Source organism: Flavobacteriaceae bacterium, from assembly GCA_003443635.1.
Taxonomy (GTDB): Bacteria; Bacteroidota; Bacteroidia; order Flavobacteriales; family Flavobacteriaceae; genus AU392.
On record CP031964.1, the window covers coordinates 2,902,025 to 2,923,068 of the forward strand.

The window sequence follows — 21,044 nt, forward strand, 5'->3', positions numbered from 1 at the left end:
TCTTCTATAGAGATTATATCTATCAAACAAGAAACTTATAGATGTTATATCTATAGGTTTCACAAAGATAAGGACAGCTTTAATATATTAAAGCTGTCCTCTTTTTATTATATTTTATCAAGTTAATTACTCGCTTATATCTATTATATAGACAATATATTGTCTGTATAATCTTCATCAGATCGTGAACCAAACGGATCGATAGCAATGTGTGTAGGCTGCTCATCTACAATAATCTTAAATTCCATTTGATTTTTATTTATTCTATGTGATTTTAAATACAAAACATTTTCTTTTTTCACATTACCAGGATGTGCTGCAAAAACACCTATTTGAATAGGTTCATCCATAGTAACCTCTTTAATATCTCCATTATTTTGTTGTTGAAAACGTTTGGCATCCACCTTAATACTTACTTCATATGTGCCATTATTTAGTTGTTTATATGATGATGATTCAACCGATAAATCATAGGTTATTACACGTTTAAACCAATCATCAATTAATGTATGATATGCTTGCGGAGCGACTTTGTATAATTCTTCTAAAAACTCTATAGATGTAGCATGTAACCCTATTTCTTTTTTATGTTTGTTTACCATGTTTTTAATGGCTATGTTTATTTTGTCTTCTCCTATTAAATCTCTTAAAGCTAATAACACGGTATGAGTTTTTCCATATGACAAATAACTTTGCCCGCTTACCTGATATAATGGAGGTTCATACTCAGTCTCAAAAGATCTTCCCCTAAAATATAATTCATTAGCTGTTTTGCTCAATTGCCAAATTGCTGACTTTCCATACATTTGATCCATTACAACAGCTTCTGCATATTTTGCTAAACCTTCTACAAGAATAGAGCCTCCATCAACATTTTTTGGAGATAAGATATGCCCAAACCATTGGTGTGCTACTTCATGAATGGTTCGTTTAGCTACTAAATCAAAATCAGTTACATTTCTTAAGTCTACAAGGTGTAAACGATCTTCAACCATACTTATGGTGCCTGGATGCGCAAATCCTCCAAAACCCCAATGACTTGGAATCTCTGCAATACGGATATGATCAAAAGGATAATCTCCAAAATTGGTAATACAATAATCCAATGTTTGCTTCGTACTTTCCGTAATACGCTCAAGATTAAAATTATGATCAGGATGATAGTATTGTTCTATAGTAATACCATTATGCATTGCCTTACTTTGATCGTATTTTGCTGAAAAGTATCCTATTGTAGGAATAACAGGTTCATTTGATTTATAATGAAAATAATTTCTATTTTCTGAGTTCCATTGTTTCACCAATATTCCAAGAGCAATTGCCGTCTGGTCATTTTCTGTTGAGATAAGAGCTTCGTAATTAACACGCCCTATATAACTATCTGTATTTTGGATATGAGTATCTGAAACCTCTATTTCTTTTCGAACTGGTAATCCTCTCTTTTCACGTTCTTTAGAGTTTGTAATTTCAAACCCATTCCTATATTCTAAAACAGGTTCAAACTCTGAGTACATAAGATACGTTCCGTTTTCAACTAATTCTTGTCCAGATTCATAACCTTTATATTCTTTCTCAATCACATATTCAAATTGTATACTATCTTGAGGTTGGAGCGTTTCATTAAACTGAAATAAATAAGTACCAAAAACAGTATCATGCTCTATGAGTGTCGTATTTTCAATTCGTATTGATTTTAATGGTTCCCGTTCTGTAATAAATAGTTGATTTAACCCCACTGTATTCTTATTAGTAAGTATATAATCTGCAGCTATTCTATAACTTTGGTTTTCTGGATATAAATCTATTTTAGTAGAAATATCCACAGGAAATAAGCCTTCTAAATGTTCATACTTTTTAAATTTACGCTCATAAGCTTCTCTGTAATCTAAAACATCTTGAGATGATCTGTATGTTGTTACAATATTAGTATTGTAGAAGGTCATTGTTCCGAAACTTAAAAACATAATTAATAAGCAAACACCTATTATCGTATCTCTTTTACTCCAATTCGAAATTACTTGTCTTACTTTAAAAGTAGTACTGGAAATAGTACCTCGTTTCCATAACTTAAATGATAAGAATAATAATATTGTTCCAAATGCCAGCCAATACATACTAAGATGATTGTATTGTTTTGTAATACCATTGAAACCATTCATATTGGTATAATTCAAACCAGGAAGTTTTCCAATAAGTAATAACGGATGTTCTATGCCTATTAAAGACGAAAACTGAGTTCCGAACAGAATGATAATTAATCCCGTAATTCCCATTCCTATATATTTATTACGAACAATACTTTGTACAAATAAAGCTAACAGGCTGTAAAATACAAATGTTATTCCAGGGTTGTAAAATAAAGACAAGTATTGAATCAATTCAAAATTGTAATAGTTTCTTGAAATTTGAAACCCTATAGAAACTAAAATTCCAGACAGTATTAAAAAAGCAGGCAGCAATAGTAAGGTTACAAATTTTGATAAATAGAAAGCGCTATTAGACGTTGGTGTAACATCAACTAAACCATTAAAATTAAGATTACGTTCTCTCCAAACAACTTCTCCGCTGTAAAAAATGACTAAAATGATTCCTAATACAAATAATGGTTCAGTGAGACGTTCCATTAACAGATTGGTAAATGGATATAGACTGTCGTTGTATTCTCCACCTTCAACGATTCTAGAGTAAATTTCAGTAATTACAATAACAACCCATAATATCATAACCCCTATAAAAGGCAGGCTTCTAAAGACATTTTTTAATTCTATATTTAATAAGGTTATAAAAGCTTTGATATTAGATTTTCTATTAATTGAAACCTTGACAGATTGATAAATACGTTTCTTTATGCTCTTATTTTGGATGGTTTTTACTTTTTTTACTTTCTGACGTGCTATTCTGAAAGAAAACAATTTATAAGTAGTAAATAATATTAATAAAGAAATAGATAGCCAAAGAATTCTGTTCCACATAAAATAACCCGAAAAAACTAATGATTGCGTATTTTTTTGAAAGAGTGTCCAAAATTGTGTTTGCTCAAACATAGCTGAAATCCCAAAAGGATCAAATAATGCTGCTAATGCCAAACCTTCAGCAGAGGCAGGTACAGATTGTGCCATTATTGGAGAGTTTAAGAAAATAGAACAAATAAAATACAATACATATATTACAATAGCGCTCACATAAGTAGCTACATTATTTTTAGTTAGAATACTAACCGAAAAAATAATAGAAGAGCTAATAAATATATTCGGAAGAACTATAATTAGTAATGTCCATAAATAATGGGCTATATTAAGCGGATTCACTAATTCAGGATCTAAATTTGGCAGAAGCGTTGTTATTGCAAATCCTATTAGAAAAAAACTAAAAGTCATGGTGCTTATTGCAAAGACACCCAAAAATCGACTTAAAAAATAATATCTTTTTTTGATTGATGTACTAAAAATAATAGGGTGCATATTAAATTGCTTATCTCGTAACACACCACTTATCACAAAAAACATAATAATAAATACACTTCCTAAGGTGAATATTCCTGTGATTTCACTAATAGCTTGTGAAGTATTATATATAGTAGTTCCCCTTCCATAACCTTGCCTTCCTAATTGAAAACCTAAGAATAAGAACAATGCAGAAAATAATAAAAAAGCACGTTGTTTTAATTGATATTGTGCTTCAAAACGTAATAATTGATTAAACATAATTTGTGTTTTTTGATGGTGATTAATTAGCAGCTACAGTAGCAAAATAATGATCTTCTAAATTGGAAGTGATTTGTTGAAACCCTTCTTCGGGTCTTGAATCTGCTAATACGCGTATCTGTGTTTCTCCTGAAACTAATTTTGCAGAAATCACATTAAAACTTTTTCTATAAGCATCGATATGTTCTTTTTGGATGATTTTACTCCATACTTTATTTTCGATAGTATGTACTAATTCTGAAGGGTTTCCTTTAGCTATAATTTTTCCTTTGGAAAGGATTGCCATATTCTTGCATAAATCACGTACATCTTCTACTATATGTGTAGACAGGATCACAATAACATTTTCTCCTATCTCACTTAATAAATTTAAAAATCGGTTACGTTCTTCAGGATCTAATCCGGCAGTTGGCTCGTCAACTATAATAAGCTGTGGGTTTGCCAATAACGCTTGTGCAATACCAAATCGTTGGCGCATTCCTCCGGAAAATGTATGCACTGCTTTTTTACGATGCTCAAATAAATTCGTTTGTTGCAATAGTGCTTCAACTTGATCTTTACGTGTCTTCTTATTTGTAATACCTTTTAAAACTGCCATATGGTTAAGAAGTTTTTCTGCAGAAACTTTTGGATATACTCCAAATTCTTGTGGTAAATAGCCTAGGTTTTCACGAACATATTGTGGTTTAGAGACAATGTCTTCATTATTAAATGAAATTGATCCAGAACTGGGTTCTTGCAGTGAAGCGATAGTACGCATTAAAGATGATTTGCCTGCACCGTTTGCACCTAACAAACCAAACATACCGTTAGTAATAGTCAGAGAGATATCGTTTATAGCTTTTACACCATTAGGGTATGTTTTGGTTAGATTGGTAATTTGTAGAGTATTCATATTTGCTTTCTTTTAATAATTAAACTTTGAAGCAAACCTAAATTCAAACTCAAAAACATTTTAATAAAGATGATGTATCCGGAGATTATAAAATCATACAGTTCTACAATCAATATGAAATAGTGTTCATATCAAAAAGAGGTAGATTTATGTTGATAATAATAGTGTCTGTCAAATTACTTGGTAAGCCAACATAACCTAATTACTTTTGAATCATGTTAGCATTTATAAAAAAATATAAGGCATTTATTATAGGGTTCATAATCACTTGGGTTTTGATTTTGATTTTATCGGCTAAGGGCGTTATCCTTATTGACAAAGATGACATACTTACTAACATTCTAGGTTTTCTGTTTTACTGGATATTGATCTCTATGACGATTTATAAGCTGCCTTATTTTAAAGAGAATATAAAGATTGTTTATAGGATTATAGCATTAATTGTTTTTTTAATTATTGTATTAATATTAGATGCTAATAGTGGCACCCCAGATAACCCGTTAGTCATACTCTTCTTAATAGTTTTTTATTTAAGCAGTGTTTATATTCTAACTCCAAAATTCTTTAAAAAATATCGATGGATTATATTAGGAGTTTATGCTTTCGCATTTGGTGTGTTTTTATATTATCGATTATTTTCAGGAAGTTTTGAAAATTATACAAGTCGTAAAGAAGATATCTTATTACTATTTATTATTCCTGCCCCTATATTTTTCTTTCTCTGGGTTTATGAGCAATGGAAATGGGTTAAAGGACTACAAGCAGAAAAAATTACAGCTGAATTATCGTTATTAAAAACACAGGTAAATCCGCATTTCTTTTTCAATACCTTAAATAATTTATACGCATTAACAATTAAAAACTCTAAACAAGCACCGGAAGTCATTTTAAAACTATCTGAAATGATGCGTTATACCATATATGAAGGCAAAAAAGATACAGTTCCTCTTAAAGAAGAAATCATCTATCTAGAGAACTATATTGAACTGCATAAAATAAGATATCATAAAAGCGTGATGATTCAATTTGAACATACAATTGTTGAGAATGATACTATTGCACCTTTATTATTTATTATTTTATTAGAAAATGCATTAAAACATGGTGTTGAATCTTTAACTGAAAATGCCTATGTTAAAATGAATTTAAGAAGTGATGATAAAGAAATACATTTTTCCATTGAAAATAACTTTGACCCAAAAGAAGTTAACCCAGAAAAAGGTATAGGTTTAGAAAATTTAAAACATCGATTATCTTTAATTTACCCTAAAAATCATAAATTATTAATTATAGAAAAAGAGAATACTTTTACTGTAGATTTAAAAATCACAAAGAATGATTAAATATATTATTGTAGACGATGAACCATTAGCACACGAGCTTATTGAAGAGTTTTGCGGAATGCTCCCACACTTACAATTAGAAAAGCATTGCTACAATGCACTTGAAGCTATGCAATTTTTAAATAGTAACACTATAGATTTTATGTTTCTGGATTTGAACATGCCAAAACTAAAAGGGTTTGATTTTTTAAGAACATTAACTAATCCACCAAAAGTAATTGTAACTACAGCTTATAAAGAGTTTGCTTTAGAAGGTTTTGAATTAAATGTTTCAGATTATCTACTAAAGCCTTTTAGTTTTGAACGTCTTGTAAAAGCTGTAAATACAGTTATTGGTACCCAAACACAATCAAACACAAAAGAAATTATTACCACAAAAGCAGAGAAATATCGCTTTTTCATTAAAGGTGATAAAAAATACCATCAAATTATTTCAGATGAAATCTTATTTATTGAAGCTTATGGTAATTACACTAAATTGTTTTTAAAAGATGAAATGATCGTAAGTCACGAAAAGATATCAGCTTTTGAGGAATTGTTACCTAAAGATGATTTTTTACGAGTTCACAAATCATTTATTATTGCTTTAGATAAAGTTAAGCAAATAGAAGGGAATCGTATGATAATTGAAAACCATAAAATCCCTATCGGACAAACTTATAAAAGTAGTATTAGTAAACTTTATAATTCTTGAATCATTACATTTAACAATATAAAATTTAAATTACATATTTAACGACTACAATCTATTTTAAATAATTTTCTGAAAATTTGTAATAAATAGTATACTTCTTATTTTTATTGTTTTCTTTGACTTAATTTAATAATCAAATTTACACAGACAAAAATTAAATATATGACTTTATTACTTATGGCTGCTGGAAGCGGGAGTCGTTACGGAAAATTAAAGCAGTTCGATGAACTTGGCCCTAAAGATGAGTTTTTAATGGAGTTTAGCATTTTTGATGCTATAGAAAATGGTTTCGATCATATTGTAATTATAACTAAAGCTGCCAATCAAGAATTTTTACAGAACTATTTATCTGAACGTTTACCCAAACATATAAAGTTAGATGTATTAATACAGGATGTTAACGATTTACCTAAAGGTGTAACTCTTAATACTGAGCGCATTAAACCTTGGGGAACAGCACATGCTGTTTGGACAGCAAGAAATATAATTAATACAGATTTTGTAATTATTAATGCAGATGATTATTATGGAAAACCTGCTTTTGTAGGAGCTTCTAATTTTGTGAAAAATAATAATTCTAATACTACTTATGCAATTGTAGGTTATAATTTAAAAGATACTTTATCAGAACATGGTTCTGTATCCAGAGGTGTTTGTCTTGAAAATGATGGCACTTTAGTTTCCATTGAAGAGCATACCAAAATACAAGAGGTTTCAGGAAATATATTTGATGAAGATTCTAATAAAAATCTAGATCCAGATACTATAGTATCTATGAATTTTTGGATTTGTAACCCTATGATCTTTGATTATATAGAAACTTATTTTTCTGATTTCTTAAATGTTCCTGAAAACTTGGAGAAAAGTGAAATTTATTTGCCTTTTGTTGCCCAAGAAATGATGGCAAATGGGTTAATTGACATTAATGTTATCCCCTCTAATAGTAATTGGTTTGGAGTAACTTATTATGATGATAAAAATGAAGCTGTAAAGACCTTAGCTGAACTTACTACTAATAATAAGTACCCTTCACCTCTATGGAACTCATAATTTAGTAAAAATAAAAAAACGCATAATTTTAAAATTATGCGTTTTTTTATTTTTGTTTTATTTTTTTAATTATGGTGTAGTTTCTTCTACTTCATAGCCTTTAAATTTCCATTTAGCTATACCTCCATCTAATTCATAAATTTTTATAAAACCTGCATCTTTCATTTTCTCAACACATTTAGCACTTCTCCCTCCTTTTTCGCAATATACTACTACAGGTTTAGATTTATCTAATTTCTCGATTTCTTCATCAAAAGTAGGAGATAAATAATCTATATTCTGTGCGTTTGCAATAAACCCAGATTCATATTTATTTGCAGATCTCACATCTACTAATTGTACATCTTCTAATTGAGTAATTTCTTGCATCTCTTCTGCAGAAACAACTTCTACCACACTGTTATTTGATGTGGATTGAAAACAACTAAAATTCATACTTAATAGTACAATAAAAAATAATAAAAAAAAGAAACGTTTCATGACTTATTTTTTAATTATTGGTCACTTCTCCTTCCCATTCATTAAATCCACCAATAAGGTTATATGTATTTTCAAACCCTAATTCTTCCATTATATTGCATGCTTGACCACTTCTATTTCCTGATCTGCAATATATATAGTAATTTTTAGCCTTGTCTAATTCTTCAATTTCATCTATAAACCCTTGTCCAAGGTAAATATCTATATGCTTTGCATCAGGAATAATTCCTTCCTCAACTTCTACATCTGTTCTTACATCTAAAATGATCGCATTAGTATCATTTTCTAGTTGAGTTGTCCACTCATTTTGACTTAAATCTGCCATATTTATTATATGTCTACTTTAATTATATATCACAAAATTAACATTATTTTGTGATATATACTATAGACGTAAAAAAAGTCGAAATGTTACATTTCGACTTTTGTTTTTTAAACTTTTATTGAACAACCAATAGCACGTGTTGTTTTTTCTTTTATTTCTTTTCCTATAAGCAATGACTCTACTGCTTCTTCAACATATTTTACATTAACAGCTTTAGCATCTTGATAATTATCATCTATAGTTCCTATGTATTTTACTTGATTCCCTTTTTCTGTTTTCTTTAATACATATACATGTGGTGTTTTAGTAGCCCCATATTGCGGATATATTTTTTGTCCTTCATCTATTAAATATGGAAATGTAAACCCTTTACTTTTTGCTCTAGTTTTCATAGCATTAAAGTTATCTCCTGGTTTTATATTAGGATTATTTGGCATTATTGCTATTACAGGATAACCCTTAGATTTAAACTTTTTATCAAGCGCAATAATACGATCTTCATAAGCTACAGCATAAGGACATGTATTACAAGTGAAGATTACAATAAACCCTTTTGAATCATCATAATCTGATAATGACACCATGTTTCCATCAATATTTTTTAATTTAAAATCTGTAGCTATATCTCCTATATTATAACCTTTAACTTTTGTTATTTTATCATTAATTGTAAAAGCACTTACTAATAATAGTAAAGCTACTATCGGAATAATTTTAAGTATTTTCATTTTTTTAGTTATTTATAAATTGTTTTAATTCTTCTTCTAATTGTTCATATGTAAAAGATTGTTCATAAAATTTACGCTCTTTATTATTATATATAATTGTCATAGGGATTGCTCCTGTCCATTCTTCATCTATTTTTGGAATCCACGAATTCATATCCGTATCATTTAAGGCTACAACTTTAGATTTTAGATTATGCTCTAGAATATAAGGCTTTAGTTTTTTCTCATATTGATTAGGGAAATCCAAGCTTACTAACAGTACTTCAACATTTTCAGAAAGGTATTTTTTATTTATTGCTTCAAAATAAGGTAATTCTTTAATGCATGGTAAGCACCAAGTTGCCCAAAAATTCACTATATGTGTTTTATTATCATTTTTATTTATTAATGGGCTTAAACCATCAAAATCATAAACTTCAAGTTCTAAACTTTGATTTAAAGGTGCTAACGTAGACGTAACTGTTTTTACTTCAGAAGTCTTTCCACAAGACACAAGCACAAAAAATATTATTAATTTAAATAACCTCATTATATAAAAATAAGAAATATAAATTTCCTTTTTTATTAGATTTTACATTATATCGATATTATACTTCATTTTAACAAAAAACTATAAAAAAATTAACATTACTTATATTAATTATCATAAAATATCATACGTTTGTACCTACAACAGTTGTATGCTTTATGAGCATTGAAGATGATTTAAAAACCAACAAAACACTACCACTTACTACAAAAACAGTAGTTAATTTAATGTATACTAGCGGTTTCGTTTTTAATAGCTTAACAAAAGCATTAAAACCTCACGATGTTACAACACAACAATTTAATGTGTTACGTATTTTAAGAGGTCAGAAAGGAAAAGGTGTCACTCTAGCTACCATACAAGAACGAATGGTTAATAAAATGAGTAATACAACTCGGTTAATTGATAAGTTGAAACAGAAACAGTATGTTACAAGAGTTTTAGATAAAGATAACCGACGTAAAGTTTCAATCTCAATAACTAAAGAAGGATTAAGTTTTTTATCTAGTATTGAGGAATTAATTGACAACACCGAAAAAGAAGTAACCAAAAACTTAACTTCTCAAGAGCTCATTATTTTAAATGATTTTTTAGAGAAGATAAGACAAAATAGCAATTAGTACTTTCTTATTACTCGATTAATAGCCACTCAAGTAATGAGCTAGACTTCCGTTTCGACTTGAAACGGAAGTTTTTTTTTATATAATTTGAAAATTAAAAATAGCTTCTTATCTTTGTGACCTATTTATAGGAAATAAATGAATACAATTTTAAATTATACTTGGTGGTGGAGCTCTCGAAACGTAATTTTCGTGAACTAATCCTATTGTATATTTAAAACTAAAAATATTAAGGCTTGTCATTCACGACAAGCTTTTTTTTATTCTAAACTTATTTTTTAGAATATAATTAAAAATGATACTGAAATAAATTCAGCATAAATGAAGACATTTAATTTATATACACATCACAAAAAAATACTTGCAGATACAATTACACCAGTAAGTATTTATTTAAAAATAAGAGATAAATATCCGAATAGCATTTTATTAGAAAGTAGTGATTATCATGCTAACGATAATACTTTTTCATATATCTGCTTTAATCCTATTGCTTCAATAAAAATTGATAAAGAGATAATTACGCAAACATTCCCTGATGGAAGTATCACTTCAAGCGATATAGAAACCAGTGTTGAAGTCACTGATAAAATCCATGAATTTACAAAACGTTTTGAGGCTGATTCAAATGATGATTTTAAATTTATAAACAATGGTATTTTTGGATATATGGCTTACGATGCGGTACGCTATTTTGAAGATGTTCAAATTTCTAAAAAAAGCAACTCTATAGAGATTCCAGATATTTACTATGCCGTGTACCAGAATATAATTGCTATAAACCATTTTAAAAATGAAGCTTATATTTTTGCACATTGTTATAATTCTGAAAGTAATATTGAAGATATTCATCAGCTTATAAAAGCGAAGCAATTTGCATCTTATCAATTTTCAACTAATGGAAAAATTACCTCTAATTTAACTGATGATGAATATAAAAATCATGTTGAACTAGCTAAAAAGCATTGTGCTCGTGGAGATGTTTTTCAATTAGTATTATCTAAAAAGTTCTCACAAGAGTTTAAAGGCGACGAATTTAATGTATATCGTGCGTTAAGAAGTGTTAATCCATCTCCTTACCTATTTTATTTTGACTATGGTGATTTTAAAATATTTGGAAGTTCTCCAGAAGCACAATTAATAGTTAGTGATGGACAAGCCGAAATACACCCTATTGCTGGAACATTTAAGCGTACAGGTAACGATTTAAAGGATGCCGAATTAGCAAAACAACTTGCTGTTGACGAAAAGGAAAATGCAGAACATGTTATGTTAGTAGATTTGGCTAGAAACGATTTAAGCCGTAATGGAAGTGAAGTTACAGTAGATACTTATAGAGAGGTACAGTTTTTCTCTCACGTAATACATTTAGTAAGTAAAGTTACTGGTAAAAAACACGACAACGTATCTACCATACAAGTAGTTGCAGATACGTTTCCTGCTGGTACACTAAGTGGTGCACCTAAGCACAGAGCAATGCAGCTTATAGAACAATATGAAAAAACAAGTCGTGCTTTTTATGGTGGAGCTATTGGGTTTATGGATTTTAAAGGCAACTTTAATCACGCCATTATGATCAGAACTTTTTTAAGTAAAAATCATCAATTACATTGGCAAGCTGGTGCCGGTTTAGTTTCTAAATCAAATCCAGAAAATGAATTACAAGAAGTATATAACAAGTTAGGCGCATTAACAAAGGCAATAGAACTAGCTAAAGACATTTAAAACATATGGACGTATTAGTTATAGATAATTATGATAGTTTTACTTATAATCTTGTACATTATTTAGAAGATTTAGAGTGCAATGTTATTGTAAAACGAAATGATAAATTAACATTAAAGGATGTTGAAGTATTTGATAAAATAATACTTTCTCCTGGGCCTGGAATTCCTGATGAAGCAGGTTTATTAAAAGAAATTATAAAAACTTATGCTCCAACAAAAAGCATTTTAGGAGTGTGTTTGGGTCAACAAGCCATAGGAGAAGTTTTTGGTGGTACTTTAATAAATCTAGATACTGTATATCATGGTGTATCCACTACAGTAAATATTACTGTTGATGACGAAAATCTATTTGATGGTCTTGATAAAACAATAGAAGTCGGACGCTATCACTCATGGGTAATAGATGTTGATCTACCTGAGCAATTAGAAGCAACTTCGTTTGACGAAAATGGACAAGTAATGTCTTTAAGGCATAGAACTTATGATGTTAAAGGTGTACAATATCACCCTGAATCTGTGTTAACACCAAGCGGTAAACAAATATTAAAAAATTGGATTGAGAACTAAAAAAGATATGCCTTAGCGGAAAACAAATATGAAACAGATACTAAACAGACTCATAAACCACGAAAGCATCTCTAGCGAAGAAGCAAAACAAGTTTTGGTAAACATCTCTAAAGGAGATTATAATCAAAGTCAGATCGCATCGTTTTTAACCGTGTATATGATGAGAAGTGTAACATTAGAAGAGCTTAGAGGATTTAGAGATGCTCTATTGGAGCTTTGTATTCCTGTAGATTTAAAAGAGTTTAATGCTATCGATTTATGTGGTACTGGTGGTGATGGCAAGGATACTTTTAACATTTCCACTCTATCTTCATTCGTAACAGCCGGTGCAGGAGTTAATGTTGCTAAACATGGTAATTATGGAGTATCCTCTGCATGTGGATCTTCTAATGTAATGGAGCATTTAGGTATTAAGTTTTCTAATGATAATAGTTTCCTTAAAAAAACTATAGAAGAAACAGGAATTTGTGTATTACATGCACCTTTATTTCATCCAGCAATGAAAAATGTTGCTCCAATTCGTCGTGAATTAGGTGTAAAAACATTTTTTAATATGTTAGGACCAATGGTAAATCCTTCATTTCCAAAAAACCAAATGGTAGGCGTTTTTAATTTAGAACTTTTACGTCTTTACGGTTATTTGTATCAAGACACAGATAAGAATTATACAATTGTTCACGCCTTAGATGGATATGATGAAATTTCTTTAACAGGAGGCACTAAGGTCATTACTAATAATTCTGAAACTATTCTAGATCCTGAAGATCTGGGAGTCAAACAAATAAACCAAGAATCTATTTTTGGAGGTTCTACTGTTAAAGAAGCTGCCAATATATTTTTAAATGTTATAGAAGGTAAAGGCACTCAAGCGCAAAACAATGTAGTTTGTGCTAATGCAGGGTTAGCAATTGCAACTTCTAAACAGGTTAACCATTATGAAGGTTTTGAAATGGCAAAAGAATCTCTTCTATCTGGTAAAGCTAAAAACAGTTTAAATAAGTTAATTGAATTAAGTAAATGAATATTTTAGATAAAATAGTAGCCGATAAACATAGGGAAGTTGCGTTAAAAAAAGCATTAATTCCTGTTTTACAATTAGAGCAATCTGTATTATTTGAACGCACTACTAATTCTTTAGCAAAGAAATTAAGAAATAGTAATACAGGTATTATTGCCGAACATAAGCGTAGATCTCCATCTAAATCTGTAATTAATCAAGATCTGAATGTAAACGATGTTGCAAAAGGCTATGAAGATGCTGGAGTTTGTGGAATGTCTGTATTAACTGACGGTAAATATTTTGGTGGTTCTTTGGACGATTTAACTATAGCTAGAGCTAGTTGTAATTTACCTTTACTCCGTAAAGAATTTATTATAGATGAATATCAAATTTTAGAAGCTAAAGCTTATGGTGCCGATGTTATTTTACTTATAGCTTCTATCTTAAAAAGAGAAGAAATCAAGCAGTTTTCAGAATTGGCTAAACAGTTAAATTTAGAAGTGCTTTTAGAAGTACATAATGAAGCAGAGTTATTAAAAGCAATGATGCCAAGTTTAGATATGTTAGGAGTTAATAATAGAGATTTAAAAACCTTTAATGTAAGCACAGATACAAGTAAAAAATTAAGTAAACTCATTCCTGATGATTTTGTAAAAGTATCTGAAAGTGGAATTTCTAATATTGAAACCATTAAAGATTTGAAGCCTTATGGATTTCAAGGGTTTTTAATAGGTGAAAATTTCATGAAAACAAATAATGCTGGTAATAGTGCTAAATTATTTATTAAAGATTTAGAATGATGAAATTAAAAGTTTGTGGAATGAAGTATCAGGATAACATTAGTCAAGTTGCAGAATTGCAACCAGATTATCTTGGCTTTATATTTTATGACAAATCACCAAGATTCATAGATCAGGATATTTCTAAGTTTCCTTCAAATATAAAAAAAACAGGGGTTTTTGTCAATACTTCTATTTCAGAAATCTTAGAAAAAACTAACATATATCATTTACAAGCTATACAATTACATGGAGAAGAATCGCCAGAATTCTGTTTAGAATTAAAACGTTGCTATAAAGAAGTAACCAAAAAATCTATTGAAATAATTAAAGTATTTTCAATAAAAGATAATTTTGATTTTTCGATTTTAGAGCCTTATGAAAACGTTTGTAATTATTATTTGTTTGATACTAAAGGAAAACATCCTGGTGGAAACGGATATGTATTTGATTGGAGTGTTTTAAAAGAGTATCCATCCACAAAGCCTTATTTTTTAAGTGGTGGAATAGGAGTTAATGAAATTGAACAACTTAAGGTATTTTTAAACAGCTTAGAATCAAAATATTGCTACGCTATTGATGTAAACAGTAAATTTGAAATTGAAGCAGGATTAAAAGATATAGAAAAATTAAAAGAATTTAAGCAAAATTTGTCATTCCGCACCAAACACTGAGCTTGTGAAATATGGATGCGGAATCCATTATAAATTAATTAAAATTAAACAGGTTCCTGTCTTCGCAGGAATGACAATATTATGAGTTATAACATTAATGATAAAGGGTATTATGGAGAATTTGGGGGTGCTTACATTCCTGAAATGCTCTATCCCAATGTAGAAGAGTTACGGCAAAATTATTTAAAAATAATGGCAGAGCCTTCTTTTCAAGAAGAGTTCAATCAATTATTAAAAGATTATGTAGGACGCCCTTCCCCACTCTATTATGCAAAGGGTTTATCAGAAAGATACAATACCAAGATTTATTTAAAGCGTGAAGATTTAAATCATACCGGGGCACATAAAGTAAATAATACTATTGGACAAATATTAATGGCTAAACGTCTAGGTAAGACACGCATTATTGCCGAAACTGGTGCTGGGCAGCATGGGGTAGCTACTGCTACAGTATGTGCATTAATGGGTTTAGAGTGTATTGTATATATGGGTGAAATTGATATTGCTCGACAAGCTCCAAATGTAGCCCGTATGAAAATGTTAGGAGCAACAGTAATTCCCGCAATCTCAGGAAGTAAAACATTAAAAGATGCTACTAACGAAGCTATTCGTGATTGGATTAACAATCCTGTAAATACACATTATATTATCGGTAGTGTTGTAGGTCCTCATCCTTATCCTGATATGGTAGCACGTTTTCAATCAATAGTTTCTGAAGAGATAAAATGGCAACTACAAGAAAAAGAAGGTAAAAACACACCCGATTATGTTATTGCTTGTGTAGGCGGTGGAAGTAATGCTGCTGGTGCATTTTATCATTTTTTAGATAATGACAATGTTAATCTTCTCGCTGTTGAAGCAGCTGGTAAAGGGGTTAGTTCTGGTGAAAGTGCTGCGACTTCTGTTTTAGGAAAAGAAGGAATTATTCATGGGAGTAAAACATTATTAATGCAAACTAGTGATGGTCAAATCACAGAGCCTTACTCAATATCAGCTGGGTTAGATTATCCTGGCGTTGGACCAATGCACGCACATTTATACAAATCAAAAAGAGCAGAATTTATAGCTATTACTGATGATGAAGCTATGACTGCTGGCTTAGAGTTATGTAAACTAGAAGGTATTATTCCTGCCATAGAAAGTTCACATGCACTAGCTATTTTCAACCAAAAGTCATTTCAACCAGATGATATAATCGTTATGAATTTATCTGGTCGTGGTGATAAAGATTTAGATACTTATATAAAACATTTTAAATTATAATGTCATTCCAAACGAAGTGAAGGAATCTTATCCAACTTTTTCTAAAATTCAAACAGATTCCCCACAAATTTCAATAAAAGTCTCGCAATGACAGATCAAAAATATTATGAATAGAATTAATCAAAAACTGCAAGAAGATAAAAAGTTATTATCTATATATTTTACAGCAGGTTATCCAAACCTTGATGATACTGTTTCCATTATTCAAAATTTGGAAAAAAGTGGTATTGATATGATTGAAATAGGGTTACCATTTAGTGATCCACTTGCAGACGGACCAACAATACAAGCTAGTTCTACTCAAGCACTTCATAACGGAATGACTTCTGAAATACTTTTTGAGCAACTTAAAAACATTAGAGAAACAGTTAATATTCCACTAATCATTATGGGATACTTTAATCCAATATTACAATTTGGAGTTGAAGCATTTTGTAAAAAATGCCAAGAAGTAGGCATTGATGGATTAATCATCCCTGATCTTCCAGTAGATGTTTATAATGATAATTATAAAGCTACATTTGAAAAATATGGATTGATTAATGTATTTTTAATTACTCCACAAACTTCTGTTGAACGTATTAACTTTATCGACTCTATATCAAATGGATTTATTTATATGGTAAGTAGTGCTAGTGTAACTGGAAGTCAAAGTGGTTTTGGCGCTGAACAAACTAGTTATTTTAAGCGTATTGCAGGTATGAAGCTTAAGAATCCTCAAATAATAGGGTTTGGGATCTCTAATAATGAAACATTTATACAAGCTACACGATATGCTAAAGGTGCTATTATAGGAAGCGCCTTTATTAAACATTTAACTAGTGAGGGGCTAACAACAATTGATACATTTGTAAAACAGATTTTATCTAAATTGTAAGCTTTGAATCAATAGTTTGTCTATTATATTAAGACTATGCAACGATTTCTTTTTTTACTTTTAATTATTACAACATCTTGTTCTTCTCAAGTTGAGATTGATAATATTACAGATGCTCCCAAAGTGCAAAAAAATGACGAAGTTTTTGCAAATGTTTACAAACCTTTAGATGGCACTTGGAAAGGAGTATTTTTAGTAAAAGAAGACATAAACCTAAAAGCATTAAATAATATTAATTTACAAGATGAAGAAACAATGCTTCGTTTTATTAATGCTTCAAAAACAGTAAATACTATTAACGTCAGTCAAGTTTACACTTCTGAAAGTCCATATTTTCAACACGTAACTATTACCGATTTTTATCCTGACTCTGGAAAAACAGAGCAAAGTAAGGGTGTTAACAAAATACAGGATGGTAAAATGTGGTGCGTAGTTAGAAAACCTAATGACACTGTTATTCATGAAGGAAGTACACCTAATAAAGAAACTATTATTTGGCAGAGTAATAAAACATCACCTCAGCGTATAGAATATTTTCATGAAACTGTAACCAAAGATTACTATGAAATTATTGGTTATGGATATTATGATAATGACGATACTACGCTCACACCAAAGCTTTGGTTTTATGGGAAGTATGAGCGACAAAATTAAAATCTCTATTTATAATTTTTAGAAAGGTTTTCCAATACTTCTATAGCTTTATTTTTGTCTTTTACATTTACAAAAATATGATCATGATAATACCCAGCAATTACATTACAACTTATTTGATGTTTTGTTAACTCTCTAGAAAACTCAGCGGTTAACCCAATAGCGTTTAATGATGAGTGTACAGTTAATGTAATCCATGAAGCCACAAACTCATATTTCAAATTTAACTCGTCTGCCTTTTCCTTTTGTATTATTAATGTAATACCCTCCTCTTCTTTAAATTCACAAATAATGTCAGATCTATCAATATGATCAATAGTCTTTAAAGTGGTAAAAATATATGTCCCTCTATTAAGCTTTGGTTTCATACTTTTTATCATCATTTTTAAATTAAGCTCTCTCTTCATATTCTTTTTTGTAAAATAGTTTATAAAAACTGTAATTATAAAGCTTGTATATTAACTTACAAAATAAAGCTAAGCTAAAAATAACTTGAAAATAAACAATCAAGAACAAGAGTTTACCAAAAAAGTCACAGAATCTCAAGGCATTATACATAAAGTTTGTAGAATGTATTGTAATGATGAAGAACACCGCAAAGATTTGTTTCAGGAAATATTGATACAACTGTGGAAATCCTATACTTCATTTCGAGGAGATTCTAAATTCTCTACATGGATGTATCGTGTCGCAATTAACGTAGCTATCCAAGATTTTAGAAAAACAAAAAAGAAGCAATCTTTATTTTCTTCTTCTGAAACATTCAAAGACATTTCAGAAGAAAAAACAGATACAATTTATGATGATCATTTAAAACAAATGCACATGGCAATTACTCGTCTTAATAAAATTGAGAAAGCCATTATGATGCTTCATTTAGATGAAAAATCAAATGAAGAGATTGCTGAAATTATTGGAATTACTCAAAATTACGTACGAGTAAAAATTAATCGTATTAAAGTAAAGTTAAAAAAAACATTAACGAGTTAACGATATGGAATTACAAGATTTAAAATCTATATGGACCAAGGTCGTTGATGCAGAAAGCATAAAATATGAAATCGATCGCAATGGAGTTCAAGCATTAATAAAAAAACAATCAAATATTACCATTTCCAAAATAAAAAGAGAATTACAATTTAAAAGGTGGTTCTTCGGTTTTATTGGAATCCTTACTCCTTTTCTTGCTTTGGTATTTTATTATGACAATGATTCAACTTATTTTTTAGATGATTATCTCACAAAATTTGAGGTAAGTTTATTACTATTTTTAATGGGTATAATTATATTGATTGCATTTATCAATATTATAGTAAGTTACCGTACGATTGGAAAATTTCAAAAATCATCAGATAATCTAAAAACAACATTACAAGAAGTCATTAAAATTTTAGGCCGTGTTATAAAATTTGGTATCTACTCTGATGCCATAGGGGTTCCTGTATTTGCAACTTGGATTCTATATCGTATCTTATTTAAGAGTGAAATCTTTATTTTCGATATAAGAGTATTCTATCTAGCAATAACAGCAATTATATTATTTATTATAAAATATAATATTGGTAAATTCCTTCAAAACAGAAAGTATAATCCTTATATCAAATCTCTTCAAAGATCTTTAAACGATATTGATTTAATTGAAAAAGAAGCTAAATAATTAAAAACAATATTTTCTGTCATATTTTCTTAACTTCTGTCACTAAACCAGTAGAGTTAAAAAAATAGTACGTGCAAGAGCAAAATTTTCAACAAGTACTTGAAAATAATAAAGAAAAAATCTATCGTATTTGTAGGATATATGCTATATCTCCCATCGAACCACAAGATTTATTCCAGGAAGTGGTATATCAAATCTGGAAATCACTAAAAAGTTTCCAAGGGAAATCCAATATCAATACTTGGGTGTATCGCATTGCTTTAAATGTAGGTATGCGCTCAAAATTAAAGTTAGAGAAACAAAATGGTAAAACGATTCAGTTTGAATCCATACAATTTATGGCAATCGAACATCCAATTGATGAAACACAAATTGAAAAATATAAGTTTTTAAAGGAATGTATTTCTTCTTTAAATGAAAGTGACACTTCAATTGTTATCTTGTATTTAGAAGATCTGTCTTATAAACAAATAGCAGAAGTCACTGGTTTGACCGAAAATCATATTGCTGTAAAAATGAAACGAATACGCCAACGCTTATTTGATTGTATCAATCCAAAATTGAATTAATATGGAAGAACAAGATTTAAAAGACATATGGAAACGTTCTTCTAAAAATGAAGAAATCACAATTAATAATGCTCTTCTTATAACAGATTTTAAAAATAAGATGGAACATCGCGAACGTATTGTACGTAGAAGAGATATGAAAGAGTATATTGCTGGCGCAATTGGAGTAGTTTTTTACATTTATATTTTAATAGAACTTCCATTTTCCATGTCAAAATTAGGAGCTTTTTTAATGATCCTTTCTATGATTTATTTTGTAGTTAGATTATATAATAACCGTAAAAGTAAGTTTACTCGCAACTTATTTTTACCCATTAAAGCGCAATTATTACAACAAAGAGTGTTTATGTTGCGTCAGTCAAAATTACTCAGAACCGTACATTGGATGTTCATTCCAATATTTATTAGCTTTACCATCTTTGTTTGGGGAGATGCCATTATTAAAGAGTTGAACGACCCTATTACTGAGTTTATTTTAGTTAGAAAACCGCTAGCAAAAATTATTGGCACAGTATTTCTACTGGCCTATGGCATTTATATTATAAGAATGAATAAACGTGCTGCAAAAGTAAATTGGGAACCACTCATTAAAGATATTGATGCTATTATTGAAACTTTGGATAAAGAAAAGTAAAGTATACTGTCATATTTCAAAAACTCTTGTCACTAAAATAATAGAACTACAAACAAGAGTAGCTATGATAAAGAAACCAAAAACAAGGAGTATTATTTTTAAAATTACAGGAACATTAATAATGCTAAGTGCATTTTTAACTTTTCCAAATTCAGAGCCTTGGTATTATGAAGTTTTAATATTCGATTTAGGGTTATTGCTAATTTTAATTTCCAAAATACCTAAGTTAAAAATAAAAATTAAAGAAAAAGTGTAATTCTGTCCATATAAATTTA

General features: G+C 29.5%; 24 protein-coding genes. 17 read left to right on the plus strand and 7 right to left on the minus strand.

All coding sequences use genetic code 11. From position 1 onward, the window contains the following. Positions 1 to 143: 143 nt before the first annotated feature. Together D1817_13330 and D1817_13335 are read right to left on the minus strand one after the other, a co-directional pair. The gene (locus tag D1817_13330; protein ID AXT20821.1) at positions 144 to 3,704 is read right to left on the minus strand and encodes a hypothetical protein; all 3,561 of its coding nucleotides are present in this window, start codon (positions 3,702 to 3,704) and stop codon (positions 144 to 146) included. Between the two features lie 22 nt (positions 3,705 to 3,726). Next, the gene (locus D1817_13335; protein ID AXT20822.1) at positions 3,727 to 4,599 is read right to left on the minus strand and encodes an ABC transporter ATP-binding protein; all 873 of its coding nucleotides are present in this window, start codon (positions 4,597 to 4,599) and stop codon (positions 3,727 to 3,729) included. Between the two features lie 215 nt (positions 4,600 to 4,814). On the opposite strand from D1817_13335, the gene D1817_13340 reads away from it, so the two are divergent. The 3 genes from D1817_13340 to D1817_13350 all read left to right on the plus strand — a co-directional run bounded on the left by D1817_13340 (position 4,815) and on the right by D1817_13350 (position 7,686). Beyond that, positions 4,815 to 5,942: a GHKL domain-containing protein gene (locus D1817_13340; protein ID AXT20823.1), complete on the plus strand. Its 1,128-nt coding sequence runs from the start codon at positions 4,815 to 4,817 to the stop codon at positions 5,940 to 5,942. After that, a complete protein-coding gene (locus D1817_13345; GenBank protein AXT20824.1) occupies positions 5,935 to 6,636 on the plus strand; it encodes a DNA-binding response regulator in 702 nt (233 codons plus the stop codon). Before D1817_13340 ends, D1817_13345 begins: the two co-directional genes overlap by 8 nt. 177 nt (positions 6,637 to 6,813) lie before the next feature. Next, on the plus strand, positions 6,814 to 7,686 hold the full coding sequence (locus tag D1817_13350; protein AXT21290.1) for a UTP--glucose-1-phosphate uridylyltransferase: 873 nt from the start codon (positions 6,814 to 6,816) through the stop codon (positions 7,684 to 7,686). Positions 7,687 to 7,755: 69 nt separating this feature from the next. Here D1817_13350 and D1817_13355 read toward each other — a convergent pair whose 3' ends face one another. From D1817_13355 to D1817_13370, 4 genes are all read right to left on the minus strand, one after another. Next, positions 7,756 to 8,166 carry a rhodanese-like domain-containing protein gene (locus tag D1817_13355; GenBank protein ID AXT20825.1) on the minus strand — a complete coding sequence of 137 codons (411 nt, stop codon included), beginning with the start codon at positions 8,164 to 8,166 and terminating at the stop codon, positions 7,756 to 7,758. 10 nt (positions 8,167 to 8,176) lie between these two features. Next, positions 8,177 to 8,491 carry a rhodanese-like domain-containing protein gene (locus D1817_13360; GenBank protein AXT20826.1) on the minus strand — a complete coding sequence of 105 codons (315 nt, stop codon included), beginning with the start codon at positions 8,489 to 8,491 and terminating at the stop codon, positions 8,177 to 8,179. Positions 8,492 to 8,598: 107 nt separating this feature from the next. Then, positions 8,599 to 9,219: a thioredoxin family protein gene (locus D1817_13365; GenBank protein AXT20827.1), complete on the minus strand. Its 621-nt coding sequence runs from the start codon at positions 9,217 to 9,219 to the stop codon at positions 8,599 to 8,601. 4 nt (positions 9,220 to 9,223) lie between these two features. Continuing rightward, positions 9,224 to 9,748, minus strand: a complete 525-nt coding sequence (locus D1817_13370) for a TlpA family protein disulfide reductase (GenBank protein AXT20828.1) — start codon at positions 9,746 to 9,748, stop codon at positions 9,224 to 9,226. A gap of 158 nt (positions 9,749 to 9,906) precedes the next feature. On the opposite strand from D1817_13370, the gene D1817_13375 reads away from it, so the two are divergent. From D1817_13375 to D1817_13415, 9 genes are all read left to right on the plus strand, one after another. After that, on the plus strand, positions 9,907 to 10,368 hold the full coding sequence (locus D1817_13375) for a MarR family transcriptional regulator (GenBank protein ID AXT20829.1): 462 nt from the start codon (positions 9,907 to 9,909) through the stop codon (positions 10,366 to 10,368). Positions 10,369 to 10,689: 321 nt separating this feature from the next. Further along, positions 10,690 to 12,093, plus strand: a complete 1,404-nt coding sequence (locus D1817_13380) for an anthranilate synthase component I family protein (GenBank protein ID AXT20830.1) — start codon at positions 10,690 to 10,692, stop codon at positions 12,091 to 12,093. A 5-nt stretch (positions 12,094 to 12,098) separates the two neighbouring features. Then, positions 12,099 to 12,662, plus strand: coding sequence for an aminodeoxychorismate/anthranilate synthase component II (locus tag D1817_13385; GenBank protein AXT20831.1), 564 nt, complete (start codon positions 12,099 to 12,101; stop codon positions 12,660 to 12,662). A 28-nt stretch (positions 12,663 to 12,690) separates the two neighbouring features. Continuing rightward, the gene (trpD, locus tag D1817_13390; protein AXT20832.1) at positions 12,691 to 13,683 is read left to right on the plus strand and encodes an anthranilate phosphoribosyltransferase; all 993 of its coding nucleotides are present in this window, start codon (positions 12,691 to 12,693) and stop codon (positions 13,681 to 13,683) included. Continuing rightward, entirely contained in the window at positions 13,680 to 14,462 is a 783-nt protein-coding gene (trpC, locus tag D1817_13395) for an indole-3-glycerol phosphate synthase TrpC (protein ID AXT20833.1), read from the plus strand. The genes trpD and trpC overlap by 4 nt, the downstream gene beginning before the upstream one ends. Further along, positions 14,462 to 15,115 carry a phosphoribosylanthranilate isomerase gene (locus D1817_13400; protein AXT20834.1) on the plus strand — a complete coding sequence of 218 codons (654 nt, stop codon included), beginning with the start codon at positions 14,462 to 14,464 and terminating at the stop codon, positions 15,113 to 15,115. Before trpC ends, D1817_13400 begins: the two co-directional genes overlap by 1 nt. A gap of 81 nt (positions 15,116 to 15,196) precedes the next feature. Beyond that, positions 15,197 to 16,378, plus strand: coding sequence for a tryptophan synthase subunit beta (trpB, locus tag D1817_13405; GenBank protein AXT20835.1), 1,182 nt, complete (start codon positions 15,197 to 15,199; stop codon positions 16,376 to 16,378). A gap of 106 nt (positions 16,379 to 16,484) precedes the next feature. Continuing rightward, positions 16,485 to 17,255, plus strand: coding sequence for a tryptophan synthase subunit alpha (locus tag D1817_13410; GenBank protein AXT20836.1), 771 nt, complete (start codon positions 16,485 to 16,487; stop codon positions 17,253 to 17,255). A gap of 36 nt (positions 17,256 to 17,291) precedes the next feature. Further along, a complete protein-coding gene (locus tag D1817_13415; GenBank protein ID AXT20837.1) occupies positions 17,292 to 17,909 on the plus strand; it encodes a hypothetical protein in 618 nt (205 codons plus the stop codon). Positions 17,910 to 17,914: 5 nt separating this feature from the next. On the opposite strand, the gene D1817_13420 is transcribed toward D1817_13415, so the two are convergent. Next, positions 17,915 to 18,316 carry an ACT domain-containing protein gene (locus D1817_13420; GenBank protein AXT20838.1) on the minus strand — a complete coding sequence of 134 codons (402 nt, stop codon included), beginning with the start codon at positions 18,314 to 18,316 and terminating at the stop codon, positions 17,915 to 17,917. A gap of 91 nt (positions 18,317 to 18,407) precedes the next feature. Between D1817_13420 and D1817_13425 the strand changes: the two genes are divergently transcribed. The 5 genes from D1817_13425 (at position 18,408) to D1817_13445 (ending at position 21,025) form a co-directional block, all read left to right on the plus strand. Then, positions 18,408 to 18,899 (plus strand): sigma-70 family RNA polymerase sigma factor, encoded by a 492-nt coding sequence (locus D1817_13425; protein ID AXT21291.1) that lies wholly within the window; start codon positions 18,408 to 18,410, stop codon positions 18,897 to 18,899. A 4-nt stretch (positions 18,900 to 18,903) separates the two neighbouring features. Further along, positions 18,904 to 19,566, plus strand: a complete 663-nt coding sequence (locus D1817_13430) for a hypothetical protein (protein AXT20839.1) — start codon at positions 18,904 to 18,906, stop codon at positions 19,564 to 19,566. 71 nt (positions 19,567 to 19,637) lie between these two features. Further along, positions 19,638 to 20,135: a sigma-70 family RNA polymerase sigma factor gene (locus tag D1817_13435; protein AXT20840.1), complete on the plus strand. Its 498-nt coding sequence runs from the start codon at positions 19,638 to 19,640 to the stop codon at positions 20,133 to 20,135. 1 nt (position 20,136) lies between these two features. Continuing rightward, positions 20,137 to 20,769 carry a hypothetical protein gene (locus tag D1817_13440; protein AXT20841.1) on the plus strand — a complete coding sequence of 211 codons (633 nt, stop codon included), beginning with the start codon at positions 20,137 to 20,139 and terminating at the stop codon, positions 20,767 to 20,769. Then, positions 20,735 to 21,025, plus strand: a complete 291-nt coding sequence (locus tag D1817_13445; protein ID AXT20842.1) for a hypothetical protein — start codon at positions 20,735 to 20,737, stop codon at positions 21,023 to 21,025. Before D1817_13440 ends, D1817_13445 begins: the two co-directional genes overlap by 35 nt. The last annotated feature ends 19 nt before the right edge of the window (positions 21,026 to 21,044 follow it).

What these genes read in the sequence shown, in the direction of transcription:
- D1817_13330 (AXT20821.1), bottom strand. Translation starts at nt 3,704, where the DNA reads ATGTTTAATCAATTATTACGTTTTGAAGCACAATATCAATTAAAACAA.
- D1817_13335 (AXT20822.1), bottom strand. Translation starts at nt 4,599, where the DNA reads ATGAATACTCTACAAATTACCAATCTAACCAAAACATACCCTAATGGT.
- D1817_13340 (AXT20823.1), top strand. Translation starts at nt 4,815, where the DNA reads ATGTTAGCATTTATAAAAAAATATAAGGCATTTATTATAGGGTTCATA.
- D1817_13345 (AXT20824.1), top strand. Translation starts at nt 5,935, where the DNA reads ATGATTAAATATATTATTGTAGACGATGAACCATTAGCACACGAGCTT.
- D1817_13350 (AXT21290.1), top strand. Translation starts at nt 6,814, where the DNA reads ATGGCTGCTGGAAGCGGGAGTCGTTACGGAAAATTAAAGCAGTTCGAT.
- D1817_13355 (AXT20825.1), bottom strand. Translation starts at nt 8,166, where the DNA reads ATGAAACGTTTCTTTTTTTTATTATTTTTTATTGTACTATTAAGTATG.
- D1817_13360 (AXT20826.1), bottom strand. Translation starts at nt 8,491, where the DNA reads ATGGCAGATTTAAGTCAAAATGAGTGGACAACTCAACTAGAAAATGAT.
- D1817_13365 (AXT20827.1), bottom strand. Translation starts at nt 9,219, where the DNA reads ATGAAAATACTTAAAATTATTCCGATAGTAGCTTTACTATTATTAGTA.
- D1817_13370 (AXT20828.1), bottom strand. Translation starts at nt 9,748, where the DNA reads ATGAGGTTATTTAAATTAATAATATTTTTTGTGCTTGTGTCTTGTGGA.
- D1817_13375 (AXT20829.1), top strand. Translation starts at nt 9,907, where the DNA reads ATGAGCATTGAAGATGATTTAAAAACCAACAAAACACTACCACTTACT.
- D1817_13380 (AXT20830.1), top strand. Translation starts at nt 10,690, where the DNA reads ATGAAGACATTTAATTTATATACACATCACAAAAAAATACTTGCAGAT.
- D1817_13385 (AXT20831.1), top strand. Translation starts at nt 12,099, where the DNA reads ATGGACGTATTAGTTATAGATAATTATGATAGTTTTACTTATAATCTT.
- trpD (AXT20832.1), top strand. Translation starts at nt 12,691, where the DNA reads ATGAAACAGATACTAAACAGACTCATAAACCACGAAAGCATCTCTAGC.
- trpC (AXT20833.1), top strand. Translation starts at nt 13,680, where the DNA reads ATGAATATTTTAGATAAAATAGTAGCCGATAAACATAGGGAAGTTGCG.
- D1817_13400 (AXT20834.1), top strand. Translation starts at nt 14,462, where the DNA reads ATGAAATTAAAAGTTTGTGGAATGAAGTATCAGGATAACATTAGTCAA.
- trpB (AXT20835.1), top strand. Translation starts at nt 15,197, where the DNA reads ATGAGTTATAACATTAATGATAAAGGGTATTATGGAGAATTTGGGGGT.
- D1817_13410 (AXT20836.1), top strand. Translation starts at nt 16,485, where the DNA reads ATGAATAGAATTAATCAAAAACTGCAAGAAGATAAAAAGTTATTATCT.
- D1817_13415 (AXT20837.1), top strand. Translation starts at nt 17,292, where the DNA reads ATGCAACGATTTCTTTTTTTACTTTTAATTATTACAACATCTTGTTCT.
- D1817_13420 (AXT20838.1), bottom strand. Translation starts at nt 18,316, where the DNA reads ATGAAGAGAGAGCTTAATTTAAAAATGATGATAAAAAGTATGAAACCA.
- D1817_13430 (AXT20839.1), top strand. Translation starts at nt 18,904, where the DNA reads ATGGAATTACAAGATTTAAAATCTATATGGACCAAGGTCGTTGATGCA.
- D1817_13440 (AXT20841.1), top strand. Translation starts at nt 20,137, where the DNA reads ATGGAAGAACAAGATTTAAAAGACATATGGAAACGTTCTTCTAAAAAT.
- D1817_13445 (AXT20842.1), top strand. Translation starts at nt 20,735, where the DNA reads ATGCTATTATTGAAACTTTGGATAAAGAAAAGTAAAGTATACTGTCAT.